24 protein-coding genes are annotated in these 22,380 nt (G+C 59.6%); 11 read left to right on the top strand and 13 right to left on the bottom strand.

The genetic code is table 11. The features are described from left to right. Positions 1–8: 8 nt before the first annotated feature. From AB4O35_RS01060 to cysZ, 3 genes are all read right to left on the bottom strand, one after another. Positions 9–188 (bottom strand): hypothetical protein, encoded by a 180-nt coding sequence (locus AB4O35_RS01060; protein WP_065874462.1) that lies wholly within the window; start codon positions 186–188, stop codon positions 9–11. A gap of 107 nt (positions 189–295) precedes the next feature. Continuing rightward, the gene (locus AB4O35_RS01055; protein WP_065874463.1) at positions 296–1,474 is read right to left on the bottom strand and encodes a glycosyltransferase family 4 protein; all 1,179 of its coding nucleotides are present in this window, start codon (positions 1,472–1,474) and stop codon (positions 296–298) included. A 54-nt stretch (positions 1,475–1,528) separates the two neighbouring features. Beyond that, positions 1,529–2,296: a sulfate transporter CysZ gene (gene cysZ / locus AB4O35_RS01050; protein ID WP_065880727.1), complete on the bottom strand. Its 768-nt coding sequence runs from the start codon at positions 2,294–2,296 to the stop codon at positions 1,529–1,531. Positions 2,297–2,579: 283 nt separating this feature from the next. Here cysZ and trxB point away from each other — a divergent pair, with 283 nt between their 5' ends. Next, entirely contained in the window at positions 2,580–3,542 is a 963-nt protein-coding gene (gene trxB, locus AB4O35_RS01045; RefSeq protein ID WP_003176041.1) for a thioredoxin-disulfide reductase, read from the top strand. Positions 3,543–3,722: 180 nt separating this feature from the next. Here the strand turns inward: trxB and AB4O35_RS01040 are convergent, their stop codons facing one another. Continuing rightward, the gene (locus tag AB4O35_RS01040) at positions 3,723–4,064 is read right to left on the bottom strand and encodes a HopJ type III effector protein (RefSeq protein ID WP_065874465.1); all 342 of its coding nucleotides are present in this window, start codon (positions 4,062–4,064) and stop codon (positions 3,723–3,725) included. 261 nt (positions 4,065–4,325) lie between these two features. On the opposite strand from AB4O35_RS01040, the gene AB4O35_RS01035 reads away from it, so the two are divergent. Next, a complete protein-coding gene (locus AB4O35_RS01035) occupies positions 4,326–4,814 on the top strand; it encodes a hypothetical protein (protein WP_202895309.1) in 489 nt (162 codons plus the stop codon). A 43-nt stretch (positions 4,815–4,857) separates the two neighbouring features. Here AB4O35_RS01035 and AB4O35_RS01030 read toward each other — a convergent pair whose 3' ends face one another. Genes AB4O35_RS01030 through AB4O35_RS01005 form a run of 6 tightly spaced genes read right to left on the bottom strand, consistent with a single transcriptional unit; the run spans position 4,858 to position 8,062 of the window. Then, positions 4,858–5,427 (bottom strand): hypothetical protein, encoded by a 570-nt coding sequence (locus tag AB4O35_RS01030; protein ID WP_065874466.1) that lies wholly within the window; start codon positions 5,425–5,427, stop codon positions 4,858–4,860. A 31-nt stretch (positions 5,428–5,458) separates the two neighbouring features. Then, complete coding sequence (locus AB4O35_RS01025) at positions 5,459–5,758, bottom strand: DUF1244 domain-containing protein (protein WP_065874467.1); 300 nt, start codon at positions 5,756–5,758, stop codon at positions 5,459–5,461. Between the two features lie 23 nt (positions 5,759–5,781). Next, entirely contained in the window at positions 5,782–6,153 is a 372-nt protein-coding gene (gene folX, locus AB4O35_RS01020) for a dihydroneopterin triphosphate 2'-epimerase (RefSeq protein ID WP_065874468.1), read from the bottom strand. A gap of 2 nt (positions 6,154–6,155) precedes the next feature. Beyond that, a complete protein-coding gene (gene folE, locus AB4O35_RS01015) occupies positions 6,156–6,716 on the bottom strand; it encodes a GTP cyclohydrolase I FolE (RefSeq protein WP_049711572.1) in 561 nt (186 codons plus the stop codon). Between the two features lie 20 nt (positions 6,717–6,736). Continuing rightward, on the bottom strand, positions 6,737–7,447 hold the full coding sequence (folM, locus tag AB4O35_RS01010) for a dihydromonapterin reductase (RefSeq protein WP_065874469.1): 711 nt from the start codon (positions 7,445–7,447) through the stop codon (positions 6,737–6,739). Between the two features lie 57 nt (positions 7,448–7,504). After that, complete coding sequence (locus AB4O35_RS01005) at positions 7,505–8,062, bottom strand: antibiotic biosynthesis monooxygenase (RefSeq protein WP_065874470.1); 558 nt, start codon at positions 8,060–8,062, stop codon at positions 7,505–7,507. A 215-nt stretch (positions 8,063–8,277) separates the two neighbouring features. Here AB4O35_RS01005 and AB4O35_RS01000 point away from each other — a divergent pair, with 215 nt between their 5' ends. Then, positions 8,278–9,228: a MerR family transcriptional regulator gene (locus AB4O35_RS01000; RefSeq protein WP_065874471.1), complete on the top strand. Its 951-nt coding sequence runs from the start codon at positions 8,278–8,280 to the stop codon at positions 9,226–9,228. A 2-nt stretch (positions 9,229–9,230) separates the two neighbouring features. Here the strand turns inward: AB4O35_RS01000 and AB4O35_RS00995 are convergent, their stop codons facing one another. Continuing rightward, on the bottom strand, positions 9,231–9,836 hold the full coding sequence (locus tag AB4O35_RS00995) for a hypothetical protein (protein WP_065945777.1): 606 nt from the start codon (positions 9,834–9,836) through the stop codon (positions 9,231–9,233). 58 nt (positions 9,837–9,894) lie between these two features. Further along, complete coding sequence (locus tag AB4O35_RS00990; protein ID WP_065874473.1) at positions 9,895–10,362, bottom strand: PAS domain-containing protein; 468 nt, start codon at positions 10,360–10,362, stop codon at positions 9,895–9,897. Between the two features lie 136 nt (positions 10,363–10,498). Here AB4O35_RS00990 and AB4O35_RS00985 point away from each other — a divergent pair, with 136 nt between their 5' ends. The 7 genes from AB4O35_RS00985 (at position 10,499) to AB4O35_RS00955 (ending at position 20,456) form a co-directional block, all read left to right on the top strand. Next, positions 10,499–10,954 (top strand): flavodoxin, encoded by a 456-nt coding sequence (locus AB4O35_RS00985; protein ID WP_065874474.1) that lies wholly within the window; start codon positions 10,499–10,501, stop codon positions 10,952–10,954. A 206-nt stretch (positions 10,955–11,160) separates the two neighbouring features. Beyond that, a complete protein-coding gene (locus AB4O35_RS00980; RefSeq protein ID WP_065874475.1) occupies positions 11,161–11,943 on the top strand; it encodes a class II aldolase/adducin family protein in 783 nt (260 codons plus the stop codon). After that, complete coding sequence (locus tag AB4O35_RS00975) at positions 11,943–12,848, top strand: alpha/beta fold hydrolase (protein WP_065945778.1); 906 nt, start codon at positions 11,943–11,945, stop codon at positions 12,846–12,848. The genes AB4O35_RS00980 and AB4O35_RS00975 overlap by 1 nt, the downstream gene beginning before the upstream one ends. A 295-nt stretch (positions 12,849–13,143) precedes the next feature. Then, positions 13,144–14,055 carry an SDR family oxidoreductase gene (locus AB4O35_RS00970; RefSeq protein WP_049711581.1) on the top strand — a complete coding sequence of 304 codons (912 nt, stop codon included), beginning with the start codon at positions 13,144–13,146 and terminating at the stop codon, positions 14,053–14,055. A gap of 483 nt (positions 14,056–14,538) precedes the next feature. Beyond that, complete coding sequence (locus AB4O35_RS00965; RefSeq protein ID WP_083207107.1) at positions 14,539–16,329, top strand: DUF1302 domain-containing protein; 1,791 nt, start codon at positions 14,539–14,541, stop codon at positions 16,327–16,329. 26 nt (positions 16,330–16,355) lie between these two features. Beyond that, positions 16,356–17,714, top strand: coding sequence for a DUF1329 domain-containing protein (locus AB4O35_RS00960; protein ID WP_065874478.1), 1,359 nt, complete (start codon positions 16,356–16,358; stop codon positions 17,712–17,714). 240 nt (positions 17,715–17,954) lie between these two features. Continuing rightward, on the top strand, positions 17,955–20,456 hold the full coding sequence (locus AB4O35_RS00955) for a LuxR C-terminal-related transcriptional regulator (protein WP_065874479.1): 2,502 nt from the start codon (positions 17,955–17,957) through the stop codon (positions 20,454–20,456). Here AB4O35_RS00955 and AB4O35_RS00950 read toward each other — a convergent pair. Then, on the bottom strand, positions 20,453–21,328 hold the full coding sequence (locus AB4O35_RS00950) for a helix-turn-helix domain-containing protein (protein WP_065874480.1): 876 nt from the start codon (positions 21,326–21,328) through the stop codon (positions 20,453–20,455). The two genes, AB4O35_RS00955 and AB4O35_RS00950, sit on opposite strands and share 4 nt — an antisense overlap. A 138-nt stretch (positions 21,329–21,466) precedes the next feature. Here AB4O35_RS00950 and AB4O35_RS00945 point away from each other — a divergent pair, with 138 nt between their 5' ends. Next, positions 21,467–22,369 carry a DMT family transporter gene (locus AB4O35_RS00945; protein ID WP_065874481.1) on the top strand — a complete coding sequence of 301 codons (903 nt, stop codon included), beginning with the start codon at positions 21,467–21,469 and terminating at the stop codon, positions 22,367–22,369. Positions 22,370–22,380 lie beyond the last annotated feature (11 nt).

Raw genomic sequence — 22,380 nt, 5'->3', positions numbered from 1 at the left:
TTTAGTGACTAGTACTGCGGCCCCTTGTACAGCTCTTTACTGTGGTCGGTTTTGTTTGGGTCTTTATGCCCGGTCTGACCGTAGACAGGGGGGGCTGCCCGGGATTTATCCAGCCATTGTTGCTGACGCGTCCATTCGGCGTTTGGCATGTTGACGCCATTGCGTGCACCCATTCCGTAAGCAGACATTTTTCGTATCTCCAATAATTGAAAGCCCTGCTTGCATAGCAGGTATCAATAATTGGCGTTCAGCATTAAGGAGTTCCCAGCTTAAATATAAGGAAAGACTTAAGGGTTTATCGCACGTAAGGCTGTGTAGGAAGCGCAGGGTTTTCATCGCATGCACCCCGTAGCTGATGCTCAAACTGCTCGATAATCGCCGGCCAACCCTGGCGGCTCGCATGCTGACGGGCATTCAGGCGCATGCGGCGCAAGCTTTCTGCGTCCTCCAGCAACCAGTTCGCGGCCTCACAAAACGCATTCTCATCTCCCGGCATCGCCAGCACACCGTTGTAGCCATGGCGAATATGCTGGGTCGCAGCCGCCTGATCGTAGGCCACCACACCCAAGCCCGATGCCATCGCCTCCAACACCACGTTGCCAAAGGTTTCGGTCAGGCTGGGGAACAGGAACACATCGCCTGACGCGTAATGCCGCGCCAGTTCCTCGCCTCGCAAGGTGCCGCAGAAGATCGCTTCCGGCAGTTCCTTTTCCATCATCGCCCGTTGTGGGCCATCGCCGACGATGATCAGCCTCATCTGACGCTGTGGATAAGTGTCCTGCAACGTCTCAAAGCAACGCTTGAGCACTCCCAGGTTCTTCTCCTGCGCAAGTCTGCCTACGTAGAGCACGGCAGTTTGCTCACTGTTCAATGCCCAGCTTTCCCGCAGCGCGTTGTCGCGTCTGGCTGGGTGGAACAACTGGCTGTCCACCCCGCGTGACAACATCCCCAGACGCTCGAAATGCCTGCGCTCCAACTCCAGGCGCTGGCTGGCGCTGGGCACCAGGGTCAAGGTCGAACGGTTATGAAACCAGCGCAGGTAGTGAGTGACCATTCGGCTCAGCATGCTCAAGCCGTATTGGTTCGAGTACTGCTGGAAATTGGTATGAAAGCCACTGACCACGCTGATCCCCAGGCGCCGCGCAGCGCGCAGGGCAGAGAGACCCAATGGCCCCTCGGTGGCGATGTACAGCACGTCCGGACGCTGACGGGTCCAGCGTCGCAGCAATTTGTGCATCGACGACTGTCCCCATTGCAGGCCCGGGTACCCGGGTAGCGGCCAGCCACGGCACAGCAGCAACTCATCGTCGCTGGGGCGGCTCTGGTCGACGCCCTGGCGTGGGCGCACCAGCTCGACTTGATGGCCGCGCGCGCGCAAACCCTCGCACAAGCGGCCAAGGGTATTGGCCACCCCGTTGATCTCTGGCGGGAAGGTTTCGGTAATCAGGGTGATGTGAAGCGAGGCTGTCGTCATGACCCACAGTGTCGCCGTGGGCCATGTCGTCATTGTGTCATCGGCATGATGGATTTATGACGGGGTCACTTTTTTCGGCTGCGCCATCGCTTCGGCACCTTGCTCGCGCACCCAGAACAACGTCGCCCCGGCCACCGCCGCCGGCATCATCAGCAGGTTGACCACCGGCACCAGCAGCACCAGGTAGACGATGCCGCCGAAACTCATGCTCTGCCAACGTTTCTGGCGCAGCCAGGCAAGCATCTCGTTCCAGCCCAGCTTGTGGTTGTCCGCCGGGTAGTCGATGTACTGGATCGCCATCATCCACACGCCAAACAACAGCCATAGTGGCGCGGCGATCAGGTTGACCACCGGAATGAACGACAGGATAAACAAGCCGATGGCCCGTGGCAGGAAGTAGCCCAGCTTGCGCATTTCCCGGGCCAGCGTGCGCGGGACCATGGCGACCAACTCGCCCCAGCTGAAGGCCGGAAAGTCGTCGGTGCCACGTACCACCACTTCAACCTTCTCCGAGAGAAAGCCGTTAAAGGGCGCGGCGATGATGTTGGCCAGCATGGTGAAGGTGAAAAACACCATCAGCACCACTAGCACCACGAACAGAGGCCAGATGAGGTAATTCAGAAAACTCAGCCAGCTCGGCAGCGTCGGCATCAAATGGTCGACCCACACACTGAACTCGTGACCGGCGAAATAGATCAAGCCGACGAACAGCATCAGGTTGATCGCCAGCGGCAGCAAAACAAACAGTCGCAGGCCAGGGCTCAACACCAGTTTGAGGCCTTCACGCAGGTATTGCGGGCCAGAAAGAGCAGGGGCGGGCATGGAGAACTCCGAGCAAAGGGGCGAACGCGCCGACCTTACCGACTTTGCACCTTAGGCGAAAGCGGCGACATCAGCGGTAACAAACGTGTCGATGAACCAACCCGACTGCATAGAGACCACCTATGAGCTGGATTGTTATTCCGTATTTCCTTAATCTTGCCCCCCTCGATACGCTGCACCCATTATTTTTCAGGGCCTGCGAGTTCAAGCCTTCCCCAAGTGCTTCGTAGTCCCTTTTTTATTCCAGCCGCCTTGTAGTCCGGGCGGTCGATAGGAGTGAGTCATGTCTGATACCCGTCATTCGCGAGTGATTATTCTCGGTTCCGGCCCTGCCGGTTACAGCGCTGCGGTCTACGCTGCCCGGGCCAACCTCAAGCCGCTGCTGATCACCGGCATGCAGGCGGGCGGTCAGTTGACCACCACCACTGAAGTCGACAACTGGCCGGGCGACGTCCACGGCCTCACCGGCCCGGTGCTGATGGAGCGTATGAAAGAACACGCCGAGCGCTTTGAAACCGAAATCGTGTTTGATCACATCAACAAAGTCGATTTCTCGAAAAAGCCTTACAGCCTGACCGGCGACAGCGGCGTATACACCTGTGACGCGCTTATCATCGCCACGGGCGCCAGCGCCCGCTACCTGGGCCTGCCATCGGAAGAAGCGTTCATGGGCAAGGGCGTATCCGCCTGCGCGACCTGCGATGGTTTCTTTTATCGCAACAAACCGGTTGCCGTGGTCGGCGGCGGCAACACGGCCGTGGAAGAGGCGCTGTACCTGGCGAACATCGCCAGCACCGTGACCCTGGTTCACCGCCGCGAGACCTTCCGCGCCGAGAAGATCCTGATCGACAAGCTGCACGCCCGTGTCGCTGAAGGCAAGATCATCCTCAAGCTCAACGCCACCCTGGACGAAGTCCTGGGCGACAACATGGGCGTGACCGGTGCTCGCCTGAAAAACAACGACGGCAGCTTTGACGAACTGAAAGTCGACGGCGTGTTCATCGCCATCGGCCATACCCCGAACACCTCGCTGTTCGAAGGCGTGCTGGAAGCCAAAGACGGTTACCTGGTGGTGCAGGGCGGCCGTGAAGGCAACGCCACCGCCACCAACATCGAAGGTATCTTCGCTGCCGGTGACGTGGCTGACCACGTGTATCGTCAGGCGATCACCTCGGCCGGTGCTGGCTGCATGGCGGCACTGGATGCCGAGCGTTACCTCGACGGCCTGCAGAACGCTTCGTTCTGAACCCGTTGAACTAAAAAACCGGCTGTGAGGCCGGTTTTTTATGTCTGAGATTTGATTAACGCCTCAGTTCAAATGTGGGAGCGGGCTTGCTCGTGAACGCGGTGTATCAAATACACATTAAGTGACTGACACTCCGCTTTCGCGAGCAAGCCCGCTCCCACATTTTGATCTGTGTTTGACTCAGGACTTGCGAGTCAGGGGCTGTGCGGTGAACTTTACGCCGGCCAGGCCATGCGCGATCAAGGCGCGGATGTTGGCGTGGTCGCTGCCCTCAGGCGTCGCCACTACCGAACGGTAATGCTCGCCAAAAGCCAACAGCGCTTCCTGATCGCTCAGACCTTCCAGCAGGGCCAGACCCAATGTCTTGCACGAACCCTCGTTCTGCCCGGCCGCATTTTCTACAGCGCCATTGGTGAAAGCTTGTGGCTGGTAATCGTAACCGGCAGCGACAAAAGCCAAGGTGTCGGAAAAAACGTGTTCGCCGCTGTTGAGGCTGGCGCGAAGGGTGGTCAGGTCGGTCATGGGTATGGAGCCTTTTAACGTCGGGGTCAATATGTACACGCGTATGTGCACGCGCGCGCATGGTAGCTTTTTTGAGTGTCGAGATCATTCGGCGCAGGGATATTTTAAAAGGTTTGCGTTTTCGTGGTGGTGCTTCCTAGAATTCGCGCAACCATCCCGCTCGATTGAACGAGTAACAGGGTTTGAATAACTGTAGGAGTTGCTGTGTTAAGGATAATGTTGTGTGCGACGGTTGCGGGAGTCTTGTTAAGTGGTTGTTCGGTGGCTACCTACAGCCACAAATTGGAAGATGTTCAGGGCGGCGAACGGGTCGGTGTCAGTTTTGATAACCGTAATATTGACTATATCCGTGTCTACCCTAATACCGGTACGTGTATAAATCTGGATGACCCGCAAAATGGCTATACCAATAATGCGGTGGGTTTTCAGACAGCAATGAACAATAAGATCGAAGGGTTTCCCGACATTCCAGAAACCCCGCCGCTGCGCCGCGAGTTTTGGGTGAGTGCACAAAAAAATATCGCAGTGCGTATGATTTCAGCTAATGGTTCATACAGTACTGTCACGTTCAAACCGGTCGTAGGGTCTTACTATTATGTGACCGGGCTCTTCGTTAATCAGTATGCCCCGCGCACGCTCACTGTTTATGAAGTCTACAAAACCGAGAAGGGCTACTACGATAAAAAGCCTGTCACCGACTTGGCTCTGGAAAACTGTGAGGATGGCACGTTCAGGCTGCAGAAGTTCTGATTCCGTATTGGCAGGCAGCCGTTGCGGCTGCCTGCCCGCCGGATCAGGTCAGCTTGTAGCCTACAGAACGATTGTCGTACCAGGCATCCAGCGTGCTGAGTAGTTTTTTAGCCTGTTCTACCGTCAGCCCGAAGTAGCGATCCTTGCCGTCGATGTGAATCACCAGCATCGGCACGCCCGCGCGGGTTTGAGTAAAGTCAAACTGATACTCGACTTCTCTGTTTTCAAAAAGATAACCATAGGTGTTCCCCGCAGGCCGTTTCATCGTTAAACGCTTGGCGGTGTGCGTGTCGGCCTGTGCCCATGCTAGGAAGTCACGTATGGGTTTGACTTGTGCCTGATAGTCGTTTCGGATAAATCCAAAATAGCTGACACTGTCACTTGGGTTGATGAACTTTGCTAACGCAACTTTTTCTTTGTTGTCCGATATTTTTACGTCGAAAACGCGTTGTTCGGCACAGTCGTTAAAGGCCGGTTTAAACTCGCAGCCACCCAGACCGCTCACAGAATAAATTTCGTAATAGCGTCCGCTGGCATATTTGTCAGCGGTGGAGCAAGCGCCTAACGACAATAGGCCTAGCATTAAGGCGAATTTATATACTGAGTGCTTCACTTGACCTTCCTTTGGTTGCTTCCATGTTTAATCAGTTATTACCGTTGCCGTTTTTAGCGAACGCTGCCTGTTGGTCGGCGCTGGCTTCTTTCTGATACTGAGCTTTCCACTCGGCGTATGGCATGCCGTACACCACTTCACGGGCGTCATCGAGGCTCAGCTCGATCTGGCGCTCGTCAGCTTCGGCCTTGTACCACTTGGACAAGCAGTTGCGGCAGAAGCCCGAGAGGTTCATCAGGTCGATGTTCTGCACATCCTTACGGCTGTCTAGGTGGGCTACCAGCCGGCGAAAGGCGGCGGCTTCGAGTTCGAGGCGTTGTTGATCGTTCATAAGGCTCACTGGCAATTCAGGGGTTAGCGGCTGGCCGCCAGGGTAATCGAAACCGATTCGGCAAAGCGCAGCGCGTGGGGCTTGTCGACTTCGACTTCGGCGTACAGCACTGATTCATTACTCATCACCAGGTCCAGCAATTCCTGGGTCAAGCGCTCTAGCAGCGCAAAGCGGTTGCCTTCCACATGGGCGATGATCGCCTTGGTGATGGTGCGGTAGTTCAGCGCATGGTCGATGTCATTGTCGCGCACGGCTTCCTGGGCGGCATACAGGATGGTCAGGTTGATCAGCACATCCTGCTTGTTGAGGATTTCCTCCTCGTTGATACCGATGTAGGTGCGCAGGCACAGGTCCTTGACCCGGATACGCGCCATGCCTGGTTGAAGTTGTGGCATTGCTACTTGCTCCGTCCGATCAGTTGCAGGAACTCCATGCGCGTGGTGTTCGACTCGCGGAACGCGCCGAGCATCACCGAGGTGTTCATGGTTGAATTCTGTTTTTCTACGCCACGCATCATCATGCACATGTGCTTGGCTTCGATCACCACGGCCACGCCGGCCGCCTGGGTCACGTCCTGGATGGCGTCGGCAATTTGCCGCGTGAGGTTTTCCTGGATCTGCAGGCGCCGGGCGAACATGTCGACGATACGCGCCAGTTTCGACAGGCCCAGCACCTTGCCGGTCGGAATATAGGCCACATGGGCCTTGCCGATAAAGGGCAGCAGGTGGTGTTCGCACAGCGAGTACAACTCGATGTCCTTGAGGATCACCATCTCGTCATTGTCAGAAGCGAACAGCGCGCCGTTGACGATCTCCTCCAGGTTCTGCGCGTAGCCATGACACAGGTATTGCATGGCCTTGGCGGCGCGCTTGGGGGTATCGAGCAAGCCTTCGCGCTCGGGGTCTTCGCCCAGACCTTTAAGGATCTCGCGGTAGTGTTGGGGCAGGGATAAGGTCATACAACATCCTCACAAACGGCTTACTTGATATGCCGCCCGCCGTTGACGGTCAGGGTGGTTCCGGTGACATAAGGGTTGTCCAGCAGGTAGCGCACGCTCTGGTAGATCACCTCGGGCCCAGGCTCGATGCCCAGTGCCGACTTGGCCAGTACCTTGGCGCGGTAGGCAGCATCGTCGCCCTCGTTGAACATCACCATCGCCGGTGCGATGCCGTTGACCTTGATCAGCGGCGCGAACTGCGCGGCAAATGACAGCGTAAGGCTGTCGAGCCCGGCCTTGGTGGCGCAGTAGGCGATGTGCTGGCGGCTGCCCTTGCGCACCACGTCATCGCTGATATGCACGATGTCGGCCGGTGTCGAGCGTTGCAGCAGGGGTGAACAATGCAGGTTGATCAGGTACGGCGCAAGCATGTGCACGCTGAACATGTCGGTAAAAGCGCGGCTTTCGTCGCCAGGCGTTTCCGCGACCCAGGCCGAGGCGTTATGGATGATCGCGCGCAGGCTCTGGGTGTGGGTGTGCAGCTCGGCGATAAACGCGAGAATTCCGGTTTCGTCAGAGAAATCGGCATATACACCGGTGGCCCCACGCTCGCGCAACGCCTGCACGCCGGGCCGCTCGCTGCGGTAGCTGAAAATCACCGAGTGGCCTTCGTCCAGCAGGCGCTGGGCGCAATGCAGGCCGACACGCTGGCCGGCGCCGGTGATCAGGATCGGGGCGTTCGTTGCAGTCATGAGGGGCTCGCGTCGCTGGCAGATTGAAACTATACCAGCGACCGCACGCCCCTGTACTCAAGCGGCAGCTTCAGTGACCTTGCGCGGTGGGGAAGGATGTAGCCAATTCGCCAGCAGGTGGGTCGACAGTGGGATAAACAGATAAACCATCAAGGGCGTGAGCGCCAGGGTGCTGACCAGCACACGTGGCACCAGCTCCAGTTCATTGAGCAGCGGGCCCAATACAAAGTTGAACAACAGCGATACCGGGAAGAACGCCAGCCAGATCGCCACGGCCTGCTTCCAGCGTGGCGGGCGAGCACCCACCGCACCGAACCAGCCGTCGATGCCGCGTACGCGGTGCTCGGACGGGTCGGCAAACAATTCGCTGCCACGGCTCAACCAGGCACTGCGGGAGGCAGAAAACTCCCAGGCATGCAGGGTGTGCTCATCGGCGAAGCGGAAAATGATCTGGAACTCATCATCATTGGGCGGCGGCGCAAGGACGCCTGAGCCCAGGTAGCCGGGGAAGTCCGTGGCCAATTGCTCGCCTTCGCGCAGCCAGGCCATCAGTTCTTCATAGCGACCCTTGGCCACGCGACGCGCAACCATCAGGGTGACGGGAGAGGTAGACATTGTGTATCTCCAAGTGTGCGGGTGTGCTGGGCCGGGTAGGCGGCACACAAACGAGGCTGCGGGGTGTTGCAGCGACGTAGAAAAAACAGGCAAGGATTATTCCTGTTTTATCGAAATACGCCAGGTACTTTGGTCGGGTCGCCCTGTAACTTGTGTCGCACCGCCGAATAAGCGTTAAATAGTGTTCAAACTGACGCGGATGTTTTTCATCTCTGATGCCCGAAATTACTGCTCCCCAGCGCGAAAAGACGCCTAGCAATGTCACTGATTGCGACGACCTTTTCCCTATTCGTGAAGTCGCCCGGCTGACCGGCGTCAACCCGGTCACCTTGCGCGCCTGGGAGCGTCGCTACGGCCTGATCCAGCCAACCCGCACCGAAAGCGGGCATCGGTTGTACTCACGCGACGATATCGACACCGTGCACCGGGTGCTGGACTGGATCGAACGTGGCGTCGCGGTGAGCAAAGTCGGCAAAATCCTCGCACGAGACGAGCTGCTCAGCGAACCTGGCACCGCGCCTGAAACGCAGGTGGAGTGGGTCCAGTGGCATGGGCGTCTGCGCCTTGCAATCAGCGCATTCGATGACCGTGAGTTGGACCGGCTGTACGGCCAGATCTTTTCCGCCTACCCGATTACCGTAGTGTTTCAAGACATTCTCATGCCGCTGTGGCAGGCATTGCTGCGTCACCAAGGGCGCTTCGGCCAAGCCAGCGAGTGGCTGTTCTTCGACAATTTCCTGCGCTCGCGCACTGCGCAACGTCTGCAAGTGGCAGCGGCCACGTCGGTACCTCGGGTATTGCTCGCGGCCGTTGCCGGGGAATGCCGCGAGTTGGAGTTGCTGGTCGCGGGCCTGCTGATGTCGGGGGAAAAGCTCGCAGTGAAGGTCATGGGCGTAGGCCAGCCATTCGATGAACTGACGCTGATCTGCGAAAAGACCCAGCCGCAAGCCTTGGTGCTGTTTTCCAATCGAGCGCCCGGCAGTGAACTGCCGCTGCGACTCAAGCGTCTGGCTATGACCCTGGATTGCCCGTTGTTGCTGGCGGGTGATGCTGCGGAGTTGGCGCAGGAGCGTCTTGCGGACTCGTCAATTGGTTGTCTCGGTAATGAGGGGCGGCTGATGCAGCGCCGCTTGCAGCAATTCTTGAGCGGTAGCCTGGATACCTGATTTCAGGCATGCACTTCAGGATGGGCCAGGCGGTGCTGGTGCAGGATGAACTGACGCAGACGCTCGGTTTCATCGGCGTCGCCTTGGCTCAGCCGATAGGCGAACAGCCCGCGTGCCGTTTCTCGTTCGAACGTTCCGCGCACCGCAATGCGCTCATAGCCCGATGGGCTGAACCACAGTGAAAAGGTTTTGGGCGGCTTGATCCGGCCCCGAATTTCCACCAGTACGCCTTTGAACGACACCTCATGCACCCACATTGCCCCCGGGTTGCCCTTGATGTTCTCCAGGGCCACTGGCGTTTCAAGCGCCAGGCGCCACGGACGAATCATCGGGCCGTCTTCGAAAATACTCGGCACGCCCAAGCGCAGGTGAACCGCATGAAACTCATCTTCGACCAAGTGCAGTGGGAACGTGAGTTGCTGGTTGTCGAACTGCGCCTGGATGATGACATGGTCGTGGGCGGCCAGGCGAGTGAGCAGGTCGCGAATCTGCGCCCCTCCGTTGACCGTCAGGCTCGACGATGCATCCCGCAGGTTCAACTGTGGGTTGTGCTGCATGGTCTGGATAAAATCCAGTTCGTCCTGCGTCAGGAGTGCGTCGCGTTGCATGAGGCCTGCTCAACGGGTAGGTGTTAAAACGCCATTATCCTCTTAATCACCGTTTTATCTAATTTTTGTTAGATCCACTCGTCGTCTTGAGTGCGGCCAGTTCTGCTTTGAGTTCGGCGACCTGCGCTTCCAATTGGGCCACGCGCTGCAGGGCTTTGACCTGGACGGTGACGTCCTTTTGAACGCCGATGAAGTACGTCTGTTTGTCTGCGGCGTTGTAAACGGTGGATATCGACAGCTCGTTCCAGAAATGCGTGCCGTCCTTGCGGTAGTTGCGCAGGGTTTCGCGACAATTGCCATCATTGCCCAGCGCGTCTCGAATGGCGATCAGGCCCGGTTGGTCCCGGTCTCCCGATTGCAGGAAGCGGCAGTCCTGATAGAGCACTTCGTCTTGGGTGTAGCCAGTCATCCGCTCGAAGGCGGGATTGACGTAGATCAGTGGCAAATCCTCGCCTTCCCGTTCAGCGATAACGATGCCTTCGTTCGAGGCATCAATGATCATTTGCATCAATTGAGCGTTAATCATGCGGGGCTTCATCTATGTAAGGTGTCGCAAGTCTAAGACACCCCGGTATTCTTTCCATCCGAGCACGACGTTTTTTTGAAGGGGTGGGTCGAGCTGCTAATATCCCACGCTTTCGCTCAACTACAGGATTAGATTGATGAAAGTCGCCATCCTTTCCGGCTCGGTCTACGGCACAGCCGAAGAAGTCGCTCGTCATGCTGCCAGTATCCTCAATGCCGCAGGTTTCGAGGCCTGGCACAACCCTCGCGCCAGTCTGGCGGATGTGCAGGCATTTGCGCCGGACGCTTTTCTGGCGGTGACGTCCACCACCGGCATGGGTGAGTTGCCCGACAACCTGCAACCCCTGTATTCGACCATTCGCGACCAACTGCCCGCCGCCTGGCGCGGCCTGCCTGGTGCAGTCATCGGCTTGGGCGACGCCAGCTATGGCGATACCTTCTGCGGTGGCGGCGAGCAAATGCGTGAGCTGTTTGCTGAGTTGGGCGTGCGCGAGGTGCTGCCGATGTTGCGCCTGGACGCCAGCGAAAGTGTCACCCCGGAAACTGACGCCGAACCGTGGCTGGCCGAGCTGGTCATTGCGCTGCGCGGTTGAGCGCTCATTCGCGCACCAATGCCTGTGCCGCCCCTTTATTGGCGGCACTTCTCTGACGTTGTACTCACGTATTTAAACTATTCTCAACACTGACTCGTACGGTCATCAAGCTGGCTGCCAAGGCAACTACGGCGCCCACGACGTCTGGCTAGACTGCCCCATCACTCAAAAAAATAATAAGAACGTACGCCAAGGAGGTCGTTACCGTGAGCCTAGCCCCCGTTCTATCGCCACAGAATGTCCACGATCAGGTCAGCGCTGCCGAATGGCAAACCCGCGTCGACCTGGCAGCCTGTTATCGCTTGGTGGCGCTGCATGGTTGGGATGACCTGATCTTTACGCATATCTCGGCCAAGGTGCCGGGGACCGATGATTTCCTGATCAACCCCTATGGGCTGATGTTCGACGAGATCACCGCGTCGAGCCTGGTCAAGGTCGATCAGGCCGGCCACAAGCTGATGGACAGCCCCTACGAGATCAACCCCGCGGGCTACACCATCCACAGCGCCATCCATGAAGTTCGCCACGACGTGACCTGTGTGCTGCACACCCACACCGCTTCGGGTGTTGCGGTGGCGGCGCAGAAACAAGGCGTGTTGCCGATCAGCCAGCAGTCCCTATTCGTGCTGTCGAGCCTGGCCTATCACGCCTACGAAGGGGTGGCGTTGAACCACGAAGAGAAGGCCCGCTTGCAGGCCGATCTTGGCGAAAACAATTTCCTGATGCTGCACAACCACGGGCTGCTGACGTGCGGCAGCACCATCGCCGACACTTTTTTGATGATGTTTACCTTCCAGCGCGCCTGCGATATCCAGGTGCTGGCGCAAAGCGGCGGCGCTGAATTGATCGCCATCGGGCCGCAGATACTCATCGGTGCCAAGGCAATGGTGGCGGCGGTCACAAAGAGCGCACAAGGTATGGGGGGCGCGCTGGCCTGGCCGGCGTTGCTGCGCAAGTTGGACCGCGTCGATCCTGGGTATAAAACCTGATGCCACTCGCCGAGATTCCGCTCAGTGTCTGGCGCAAACGCAGCCAGACATTCGAATTCCACGGCCGCAGCATCCGTTACTGGGTGGCGGGGCAGGGCGAGCCGTTGCTGCTGATCCATGGCTTTCCCACTGCCAGTTGGGACTGGCACTACGTGTGGCAGCCCCTGGCCCACCGCAACTTGGTGATCGCCTGCGACATGCTCGGTTTTGGCGGCTCGGCCAAGCCGCTGGACCACGGTTATTGCCTACTGGAACAGGCGGATTTGCAGCAGGCACTGCTCGAGCACCTGCGAGTCGAGCAGCCGGTGCATGTGCTGGCCCATGACTACGGCGACAGCGTCGCCCAGGAATTACTGGCGCGGCACTATGAAGGTCGCTTTCAGATGGCCAGTTGTGTGTTTCTCAACGGGGGGTTGTTTCCTGAGACCCATCGCCCGGCGCTGGTACAAAAGCTCTTGCTCAGCCCCCTGGGCTGGATGATCGGCCGTGCGTTTGGGCGCAATGCCCTGGCGAACAGCTTCAGCCAGATATTCGGCCCCAATACCCGCCCCAGCGAAAGCGCCCTGGATGATTTTTGGAGCCTGATCGAGTGTCACGATGGCACGCGCATCCTGCACAAGCTCATCGCCTACATTCCTCAGCGTCGGCGCCTGCGTGATCGTTGGGTCGCGGCAATGCAGCAGGCTGAAGTCCCACTGCGGGTGATTGATGGCGAGATAGACCCGATCTCCGGCGCCCACATGGTGGAGCGTTACCACGAGTTGGTGCCCCACGCCGACACGGTCTTGCTGGCCAATATCGGCCACTATCCGCAGATCGAGGCGCCGGTGCAGGTGCTCAAGCACTACCTCGCGTTTCGCGAGCGAATTGCTGGCCCAGTGCGGGAGCTGGCTTGCCTGCGATAGCCATTAAAGCCTCAAGAACACTTGTAGTGAGCGGGCTTGCCCCGCGCTGGGCTGCGAAGCGGCCCTAAACCAGGCAAATGGGTTCTATCTGGAACTCGGCGGTGTCTTTATTGGGGCGGCTTCGCCACCCAGCGCGGGGCAAGCCCGCTCACTACACACATTTAGATTTTCGTTAGTCCATCACAATCATCCCTCAGCCTTATCGAGCACCATTCAGCCCCTGCCGTATCTATTGTGACCAGAGCCCCCGTGCCTGACACTCGACCCATTCCCATTGTCGCCATTGGAGTTCGGTATGAGTGAGTCAGTGCAGTTCCAGGATAAGGTCGTGATCGTCACCGGTGCCGGCGGCGGATTGGGCCGGGCCCATGCGCTGTTGTTCGCTAAACATGGCGCGAAAGTGTTGGTCAACGATCTCGGTGGTTCTACCCAGGGTGAAGGCGCGAATGCCTCGGCCGCCGACCGGGTCGTGGCCGAGATTCGTGAAGCGGGCGGTATTGCCGAGGCCAACCATGACTCTGTCACCGACGGTGACAAGATCGTGCAGAACGCCCTCGATGCCTTCGGCCGTATCGATGTGGTGGTCAATAACGCTGGTATTCTGCGTGACAAGACTTTCCACAAAATGGACGACAGCGATTGGGACCTGGTTTACCGGGTGCATGTCGAAGGCGCCTACAAAGTCACCCGCGCTGCCTGGCCCCATCTGCGTGAGCAAGCTTACGGCCGGGTGATTTTCACTGCGTCCACCTCGGGCATCTATGGCAACTTCGGCCAGTCCAACTACGGCATGGCCAAGCTTGGCCTCTATGGGCTGACCCGCACGCTGGCGCTGGAAGGGCGCAAGAACAACATTCTGGTGAACGCCATTGCCCCCACCGGCGGCACGCGCATGACCGAAGGCTTGATCCCACCGCAAGTGTTCGAGCGCCTCAAGCCGGAGCTGGTCAGCCCGCTGGTGGTGTACCTGGGCAGTGAGGCGTGTCAGGAAACCTCGGGGCTGTTTGAAGTAGGCGGCGGCTGGATCGGCAAGACCCGCTGGGAACGCAGCTTGGGCGTGGGCTTTGACCCTGAAGCCGGCTTCTCGCCCGACGATGTGGCCGCACACTGGCAGCAGATCTGCGACTTCGACGGTGCGGCCCACCCCAAGGACAATATCGAGGCGTTGAAGGAGATGATGGCCAATCTGCAGAAATACAGCCTGTGATCGTTGCTTGAAAAAGAGTGAATCCTACGGGGCGCTGATGGCGCCCCGTTTTATTCAAGGCATAAAAAAGGCCGCTGCATAGGCAGCGGCCGAAGTAAGACGTTGGATCAAGGAGCGACAAATCAACGTCAGTGAACACGGGTAACGGATTGAAAACAGTCATCAATCCATTTGAATCTGGCTTTTCTTCCGGTCGGGGAAGTGGGCCGTTTGCCCTGAAAGCCCGGCAAGAATAGCCGTTAGTAACAAAATGAGTAATGCCGATTCATGACAAGGACTGTTGCTGAATCAGCAACAGTTCTAACGTGCTCCATCCATCTTCCTGATAACCCGCCATCCACACGGTGCATGCCCGCGCGCAGACCCACGCCAGAGCGCCCGGTAATCCTTTCGAGCGACAACACGAATCCCTCCTTGGTGCGCTTATCCCTCCTGATGGGCGGCAGTAGGGTGGGGCCTTCTGTCACTCACCGGGGAAGACGCATGACAAGAACAACAATGCGCGCCATCTTCAGGCCACAGGCGCTGGCCGCTGCGGTTGCGTTGGGTTGCTGTGCGCAGGCACAGGCTGTTTCATTCAACATTGGCGAGATCGAAGGGCAATTCGACTCCTCGCTGTCGGTGGGCGCGAGTTGGGGCATGCGCGATGCGGACAAAAAACTGGTGGGCACCGTCAATGGCGGCACCGGCCAGGCTTCCACCGGGGATGACGGGCGCCTGAACTTCAAGAAGGGCGAGACCTTCTCGAAAATCTTCAAAGGCCTGCACGACCTTGAATTGAAGTACGGCGACACGGGCGTGTTTGTCCGTGGCAAATACTGGTACGACTTCGAACTCAAGGACGAAGATCGCGAGTTCAAGCAGATCAGCGACCACAACCGCAAGGAAGGCGCCAAGTCCAGCGGTGCGCAGATCCTCGATGCCTTCGTTTATCACAACTACTCACTGGGCGATCTGCCGGGCACCGTGCGCGCGGGTAAGCAAGTGGTGAGCTGGGGTGAAAGTACTTTCATCGGCAACTCCATCAACAGCATCAACCCTATTGACGTGTCTGCCTTCCGTCGCCCGGGTGCCGAGATCAAGGAAGGGCTGATCCCGGTCAACATGCTGTTCGCTTCACAAAGCCTGACCAGCCAACTGACCGTAGAAGGGTTCTACCAGCTGGAATGGGACCAGACGGTGCTGGATAACTGCGGCACTTTTTTTGGCAGCGATGTGGCGGCGGATGGTTGCACCAACAACTACACCGTCGGGAACCCGGCGATCAGGCCGTTGCAACCTGTGGCGGCGGCGTTCGGCCAAGGGTTTGGCGCGACCAATGAAGGCGTGATCGTACGTCGCGCCGGTGACCGCGATGCGCGGGATTCCGGCCAGTTCGGTACGGCCTTGCGTTGGCTGGGGGATGACACCGAGTACGGCCTGTACTTCATGAACTACCACAGCCGTTCACCGATCGTGGGCACCATCACCAACAACACCAACTTGGCGACACTCGGCGCGATCTCCGGCACCGCCAACGCCATTGCGCCGGGCTCCGGTGCGGGCCTGGTGCAGAGCCTGATGCTCGGCCGCGGCCAGTACTACCTCGACTACCCGGAAGATATTCGCCTGTTCGGGGCCAGTTTTTCCACCACCTTGCCCACCGGCACGGCGTGGACCGGCGAGATCAGCTACCGCCCCAATGCGCCGGTGCAACTCAACACCACCGACCTGACCCTGGCCCTGGTCAACCCGACCTCCGGCCAACTGGCCTCGCCGATCCGCAGCAACTTCGGCGACGACAACAAAGGCTACCGCCGCAAGGAAATCACCCAGATCCAAAGCAGCATGACCCAATTCTTCGACCAGGTACTCGGCGCTGAACGCCTGACGCTGGTGGGCGAAGCGGCCATCGTGCACGTCGGCGGCCTGGAGGATAAATCCAAACTGCGTTACGGCCGCGACTCGGTGTACGGCGCTTATGGTTTCCAAGGCGACACCGATGGTTTTGTCACGTCTACCTCCTGGGGTTACCGCGCGCGGGCGATCCTTGACTACAACAACGTGATCGCCGGGATCAACCTCAAGCCCAATCTGTCCTGGTCCCATGACGTCGCCGGCTACGGTCCCAACGGCCTGTTCAACAAAGGCGCCAAGGCGATCAGTGCGGGGGTCGATGCGGACTACCGCAACACCTACACCGCCAGCCTCAGCTACACCGACTTCTTTGGTGGCGACTACAACACCCTGACCGACCGTGACTTCCTCGCCCTCAGCTTCGGCGTGAACTTCTGATTTGGCTTAAAGAAGGACAAGACTCTATGCGTAAAATAATTGCGGTAATGGCCCTCAGCCTGTTGGCCGCCAACGTGATGGCGGCGGTGTCGCCGGACGAGGCGGCCAAGCTGGGCACCACCCTGACCCCGGTGGGCGCCGAAAAAGCCGGCAACGCCGATGGCTCGATCCCGGCCTGGACGGGCGGCATTCCCAAAAACGCCGGTGCGGTGGACAGCAAGGGCTTCCTCGCCGACCCGTTCGCCAGTGAAAAACCATTGTTCGTGATCACCGCCGCCACCGTCGACAAATATAAAGACAAGCTGTCTGACGGCCAGGTAGCGATGTTCAAGCGCTATCCCGAGACCTATAAAATTCCGGTGTATCCAAGCCACCGCACGGTCAATCTGCCGCCGGAGATTTACGAGTCGATCAAGCGCAGCGCGCTGAACGTCAAGGCCATCAACGACGGTAATGGCCTGGAAAATTTCACCGGCAACCGCTACTACGCGTTCCCGATTCCGAAGAATGGCGTGGAAGTGCTGTGGAACCACATCACCCGATACCACGGTGGCAACCTGCGCCGCATTATCACCCAGGCCACCCCGCAGACCAACGGCGGGTACACGCCGATCCGCTTCGAAGAAGAAGTGGCGGTGCCGCAAGCGATCCCGGACATGGACCAGGCCAAGGCCGCCAACGTGCTGAGCTTTTTCAAGCAATCGGTGACGGCGCCGGCGCGGCTGGCGGGCAACGTGCTGTTGGTACACGAAACCCTCGACCAGGTGAAGGAGCCGCGCCTGGCCTGGATCTACAACGCCGGCCAGCGCCGCGTGCGGCGCGCGCCGCAGGTGTCGTATGACGGTCCGGGTACTGCATCCGATGGGCTGCGCACTACGGATAACTTCGATATGTTCTCCGGCGCGCCTGACCGTTATGACTGGAAGCTGGTGGGCAAGAAGGAGATGTACATCCCCTACAACAGCTACAAGCTGGACCAGCCGACGCTCAAGTACGACGACATCATCAAGGCCGGCCACATCAACCAGGACCTGACGCGCTATGAGCTGCACCGCGTGTGGGAAGTGGTTGGCACGGTCAAGCCGAGCGAGCGGCACATCTACGCCAAGCGCCACATGTACATCGACGAAGACAGCTGGCAGGTGGCACTGGTGGATCACTATGACGGCCGTGGCCAACTGTGGCGGGTTGCCGAGGGGCATGCGCAGTTCTACTACAACCACCAGGTGCCCGCCTACACGGTGGAGACGCTGTACGACATCATCGCCGGGCGCTACATCGCCTTGGGGATGAAGAACGAGGAGAAGAGCAGTTTTGTGTTTGGGTTCAATGCCAAGGCGGCGGATTACACGCCGGCGGCGTTGAGGGCAGAGGGGGTTCGCTGATCTCCATTTGAAACATAATCCAAATGTGGGAGCGGGCTTGCTCGCGAATGCGGAGTGTCAGTCACTGGATTCTTAGACTGATCCACCGCATTCGCGAGCAAGCCCGCTCCCACATTGGTTTGTGTATGCCTTGAATTTTATGCCCTTCAATCACCCCGCTGAATACTTCTTCAACAACCGCCGACCACAGGACTAGGGTAGTCGCCACGTTGCATAACAATAAAAACGCAGGATGCAGCAATGACCGCCATGACACGCTGCCTGGACCGTCCTGGATTCATGCCTCGGCTGTCCGCCCACCATCTGCTGCGCCCGCGCTTGGCGGTGCCTTTGCTGGCGGCGCAGGTCAGGGTGAAGCTGTTGTGCGCGCCGGGTGGCAGTGGCAAAAGTGCGTTGCTCGCCGAGTGCGCATTGCAGGCACCCCAGGATTGCCAGGTGTACTGGTTGCCGCTCAATGGTGTTGCCCTCAGCCCTCTCGATCTGTGCCTGCGCCTGGCACAAAGCCTCGGCTTGCCATTCACCGATGAAGCCACGTTGCTGCTGGACCTTGGCCGCTGGCACACCTCGGCGTGGGTGTTCCTCGATGACTTCTGCCGCTTACCCGCGCCCGACACCGACGCCTTGCTCGACCGCCTGCTCACTGCCAGCAGCCCGGCGTTGAGCTGGTGGCTTGGGGCGCGGCGCCGTCCGGCGTGCAATTGGCCACGGCTGTTGCTCGACGATGAGTTGCTGGAGTGTGGCGCCGAGTTGGCGTTTGATCCTGAGGAAATCAAGCAACTGCTCAGCCATGCGCCAGGGCAGTCCGTCGACCGTGTGTTGCAGTTCAGCGCCGGCTGGTGCGCCGGTGTGCGCATCGCGCTGCTCGGCGATGGTCACCCGGACAAAACCTTGCTCGACTATTTGCAACACGAGCTGTTCAGCACCTTGCCGGCCGAGCTGGCCGAAGCCTGGCGCGTGTTGGCCCATCTGCCGCGCTTTAATACGGGGTTGTGCGAGCACCTGTTCGGCTTTGGCGACGGCGTCCAATACCTGCGGGACTTGCAGGCCCTCGGCGCGTTTATCCAGCCTTGGGAAGACACGGATTGGCTACAGGTTTTCCCGCCGCTGGCACAGCTGATGCGTGATGAGCCCTGGCCGGCCAAGCGCTCCTGGCACCGGCGCGCCTGCCAATGGTTCACCGCCGAACAGGACTGGCAGGCGGCATTTGAGCACGCCTTGCTGGCCGAAGAATATGAAGTCGCGGTGAGCCTGTTGCAGTACTTCAGTTTCGAGGACCTGTTCCGCCAGCAGAACGCGGTGTTGCTGTTGCGCTTGCACGAGCAGCATGGCGATGAATTGATGCTCGGCTCGGCGCAACTGGTCGGGCTGGTGACGGCGGCATTGCTGTTCGCCGGGCGTTTCGACAGGGCCGCGCAATGCATCGACCAGCTTGCGCGGTTCGCCCCGCAACCGACGGCGGCGCAACAACGCTACCTGCTGGCGCGCTGGCAGGCGCAATGGGGCTGGCTGCTGCATTTGGGCGGCGATGCAGAGCGCTCTCGCGAACATTTCCTGGAGGCGCTGCAAGCCTTGCCCGACAGTGCCTGGACGTCGCGGCTGATGTGCTTGTCGGGCCTGACCCAGCAAGCCTTGCTGCGTGGCGAGTTGGACGTGGCCCAGAGCCTGAGCCGTGAAGCGTTGTGCCTGGCCCGGGCCCATGGTTCGTTGCTGCTCGAGGCCTTGCTCGAACTGGATCACGCGCAATTGCTGGAGCAGCGCGGCGCGCCGTATCGGGCGCAAAGCCTGCTGGAAAATGTGCAGGCGATGTTACTCAAGCAGCGGCTCAAGGCCGGGCCCTTGGTCGGGCGCATTGCCCTGCGGCGCGGGCATCTGGCGTTGCGCCAGGGGCAAGACAGCCTGGCGGTCGAATGCTTCGAAACAGGCTTGAAGGTGTGCCTGCACAGCCAGGACAAGCGCGTGCTCTACGGGTTTCTCGGCTTGGCGCTGATGGCGGCCAATCGTGGCGACTACGCCCAAGCCTTTGACCAACTGCGCGAAGCCGAACGGCTGATGCAACAACGCCAGGTGCCCGACAGGGTGTATCGCGCGGTGCTGCTGTTGGTCAGCGGGCATTTCTGGTTGCAACAGGGGCGCGCCGACCTGACCGTAGAAGCAGTGCGCCGCGTACTGCGCCATTTCCGTGGGCCCGAGGCCAAGCAGGCGCCGCCGGCCACCCTGGAACTGATCCCGCGTCTGGAATACCTGCTGGTACTGGCGGAAGTGAAACTGGGCTGTGCCGAGCAACCCGTAGCGCGGCTTACGGCCTTGCTGGGCATCGCCCACCAACGCGGCATGCTCTGCCTGGAGACCGAGCTGCACTTGGTGCTCGGCGAAGTGGCTTGGCAAGTCGGCGACGCCTCACTGGCGCGCCGTTCGCTGCAAACCGGGCTGGAGCTGGCGGAGCGTTGCCAGGTGCAGCAGGCGATTCGCGAGCTGCGGCTGCGCTCGCCGGGGTTGTTGAGCGAGCTGGGCATGGAGCCCCAAGCCTCAACGTCAGGAGCGGTCGAGAACCCACTCAGCCAGCGCGAGCTGGAAGTGCTGCAGTTGATCGCCCTGGGTAACTCCAACCTGGAAATCGCCGACCGCCTGTTTATCTCCCTGCACACCGTCAAGACCCACGCGCGGCGCATCCACAGCAAACTCGGCGTGGAGCGGCGTACGCAAGCGGTGGCCAAGGCCAAGACCCTGGGGTTGATGATCTAAGCGCAGAACGCCTGGCGATACTCGCCGGGTGTGGCGCCCATGGCCTGGCGAAAGCGATGGGTGAAGTGGCTGGCGCTGGAGAAACCGCACATCAAGGCGATCTCGCCCAAGGGCAGGGCGCCGCTGCGCAGCAGCGCCTGGGCACGGGTCAATCGCCGCGCCAACAAATATTGATGGGGCGGCAGGCCGAACGTCTGGCGGAACATCCTCGCGAAATGGTACTCCGACAGCGCGCACATCCCGGCCAATTGGCCCAGGCTGATCGGGTCTTCCAGGTGGTGATCGATGTAGTCCACCAACAGTCGTCGCTGGTACGCCGCCAACCCGCCTTTCAGGCGCAGCCCTTCACGCGCGCCCACCTGGCTGAGCAGGGTGTGGCTGAGCATTTCATGGGCCAGGCTGCTGGTCAGCAAGCGCTCGGCGGGTTCGTGCCAGTTCAGCGCGATCAATTGATGAAAGCGCCGGGCCTGGCTGGCATCTTCCAGGAAGGTGCTTTCGCGCAGGTGCAAGGTGCGGGGCTCGCGGTCGAGCAGGGTGATGCAGCCCAACGCAAACTGCTCCGGGCTGAAATACACGTGGGCCAGGCGAATCTCGCCGTTGATCACCCACGCCGACTGATGCTCGGCGGGCAGGATGCACAGCTTGTCGGGCCCGCCCTTGGTGCCCGGCTGGTCACGCCGAAAGGTGCCGGTGCCGCCGCCGATGTAGCACGACAACGTGTGATGGCTCGGCGCCTGGTAATCCTGCGAGTCATGGTGGTTGCTCCACAACGCCGCAGACAAGCCGTCACCGAGCTCGGCGCAGGCCTCAAGGCGTGCGTTGGGCGAGCGATTAAGGGCTTGAAAGACTTGCAGGGATTCCAGATCAGGCATGGTGAGTACTCTCCGACGCTTTGCATCCTACTCCCCGCGGTTGGCGCTGTGATCCCGTCGTCCGACAAAAGCGCAAGATTGTGCAAGAGCGCGCCACGAAGGGAGGGCCAGACTGTGGCTCAACCGATGGAGCCCGCTATGAACCTTTCCCTGTATTTACTCACCGTGCTGATCTGGGGCACCACCTGGATCGCCCTCAAGTGGCAGCTGGGCGTGGTGGCAATTCCCGTGTCCATCGTCTATCGCTTTGGCTTGGCGGCGCTGGTGTTGTTTGCGCTGTTGGTGCTCAGCCGCAAGTTGCAGGTGATGAACCGGCGTGGGCACTTGATCTGCCTGGCCCAAGGGCTGTGCCTGTTCTGCGTCAACTTCATGTGCTTTCTTACGGCCAGCCAGTGGATTCCCAGTGGGTTGGTGGCGGTGGTGTTCTCCACGGCTACGCTGTGGAACGCGCTGAATGCGCGGGTATTTTTCGGCCAGCGGGTGGCGCGCAATGTGTTGATGGGCGGCGGCCTTGGCTTGCTGGGACTGGGCTTGCTGTTCTGGCCAGAACTGGTGGGGCATACCGCCAGTCCGCAGACCTTGCTTGGCTTGGGGTTGGCGTTGCTGGGGACAATGTGTTTCTCGGCGGGCAATATGCTCTCGAGTTTGCAGCAGAAGGCCGGGCTCAGGCCGTTGACCACCAATGCCTGGGGCATGGCGTATGGCGCGGCGATGTTGGCGACGTATTGCGTGGTGCGTGGGATTCCGTTCGAGATGGACTGGAGCGCGCGGTATGTCGGCGCGTTGTGGTACCTGGTGATTCCGGGGTCGGTGATTGGGTTTACGGCTTATCTGACGTTGGTGGGGCGGATGGGGCCGGAGCGTGCGGCGTATTGCACGGTGTTGTTTCCGGTGGTGGCGCTGAATGTGTCGGCGTTTGTTGAGGGGTATCAGTGGACGGCGCCGGCGTTGGTGGGGTTGGTGCTGGTGATGGTGGGGAATGTGTTGGTGTTTCGGAGGGTGAAGCGTGTGAACCCAGTCTTTAAGGCACAACAAATCTAAATGTGGGAGCG

It is taken from the genome of Pseudomonas sp. H1_A03 (genome assembly GCF_054685145.1).
The sequence above is the reverse complement of the archived record's forward strand: the minus strand, read 5'-3'. Positions and strand labels throughout refer to the sequence as shown.

What these genes read in the sequence shown, in the direction of transcription:
- AB4O35_RS00955 (WP_065874479.1), top strand. Translation starts at nt 17,955, where the DNA reads ATGACCGCCATGACACGCTGCCTGGACCGTCCTGGATTCATGCCTCGG.
- AB4O35_RS01040 (WP_065874465.1), bottom strand. Translation starts at nt 4,064, where the DNA reads ATGACCGACCTGACCACCCTTCGCGCCAGCCTCAACAGCGGCGAACAC.
- AB4O35_RS01060 (WP_065874462.1), bottom strand. Translation starts at nt 188, where the DNA reads ATGTCTGCTTACGGAATGGGTGCACGCAATGGCGTCAACATGCCAAAC.
- AB4O35_RS00970 (WP_049711581.1), top strand. Translation starts at nt 13,144, where the DNA reads ATGAGTGAGTCAGTGCAGTTCCAGGATAAGGTCGTGATCGTCACCGGT.
- AB4O35_RS00995 (WP_065945777.1), bottom strand. Translation starts at nt 9,836, where the DNA reads ATGCAACGCGACGCACTCCTGACGCAGGACGAACTGGATTTTATCCAG.
- AB4O35_RS00975 (WP_065945778.1), top strand. Translation starts at nt 11,943, where the DNA reads ATGCCACTCGCCGAGATTCCGCTCAGTGTCTGGCGCAAACGCAGCCAG.
- AB4O35_RS00960 (WP_065874478.1), top strand. Translation starts at nt 16,356, where the DNA reads ATGCGTAAAATAATTGCGGTAATGGCCCTCAGCCTGTTGGCCGCCAAC.
- AB4O35_RS01025 (WP_065874467.1), bottom strand. Translation starts at nt 5,758, where the DNA reads ATGAACGATCAACAACGCCTCGAACTCGAAGCCGCCGCCTTTCGCCGG.
- AB4O35_RS00965 (WP_083207107.1), top strand. Translation starts at nt 14,539, where the DNA reads ATGACAAGAACAACAATGCGCGCCATCTTCAGGCCACAGGCGCTGGCC.
- folX (WP_065874468.1), bottom strand. Translation starts at nt 6,153, where the DNA reads ATGCCACAACTTCAACCAGGCATGGCGCGTATCCGGGTCAAGGACCTG.
- AB4O35_RS01000 (WP_065874471.1), top strand. Translation starts at nt 8,278, where the DNA reads ATGCCCGAAATTACTGCTCCCCAGCGCGAAAAGACGCCTAGCAATGTC.
- folM (WP_065874469.1), bottom strand. Translation starts at nt 7,447, where the DNA reads ATGACTGCAACGAACGCCCCGATCCTGATCACCGGCGCCGGCCAGCGT.
- AB4O35_RS01055 (WP_065874463.1), bottom strand. Translation starts at nt 1,474, where the DNA reads ATGACGACAGCCTCGCTTCACATCACCCTGATTACCGAAACCTTCCCG.
- AB4O35_RS00990 (WP_065874473.1), bottom strand. Translation starts at nt 10,362, where the DNA reads ATGATTAACGCTCAATTGATGCAAATGATCATTGATGCCTCGAACGAA.
- cysZ (WP_065880727.1), bottom strand. Translation starts at nt 2,296, where the DNA reads ATGCCCGCCCCTGCTCTTTCTGGCCCGCAATACCTGCGTGAAGGCCTC.
- folE (WP_049711572.1), bottom strand. Translation starts at nt 6,716, where the DNA reads ATGACCTTATCCCTGCCCCAACACTACCGCGAGATCCTTAAAGGTCTG.
- trxB (WP_003176041.1), top strand. Translation starts at nt 2,580, where the DNA reads ATGTCTGATACCCGTCATTCGCGAGTGATTATTCTCGGTTCCGGCCCT.
- AB4O35_RS00950 (WP_065874480.1), bottom strand. Translation starts at nt 21,328, where the DNA reads ATGCCTGATCTGGAATCCCTGCAAGTCTTTCAAGCCCTTAATCGCTCG.
- AB4O35_RS00985 (WP_065874474.1), top strand. Translation starts at nt 10,499, where the DNA reads ATGAAAGTCGCCATCCTTTCCGGCTCGGTCTACGGCACAGCCGAAGAA.
- AB4O35_RS01005 (WP_065874470.1), bottom strand. Translation starts at nt 8,062, where the DNA reads ATGTCTACCTCTCCCGTCACCCTGATGGTTGCGCGTCGCGTGGCCAAG.
- AB4O35_RS00945 (WP_065874481.1), top strand. Translation starts at nt 21,467, where the DNA reads ATGAACCTTTCCCTGTATTTACTCACCGTGCTGATCTGGGGCACCACC.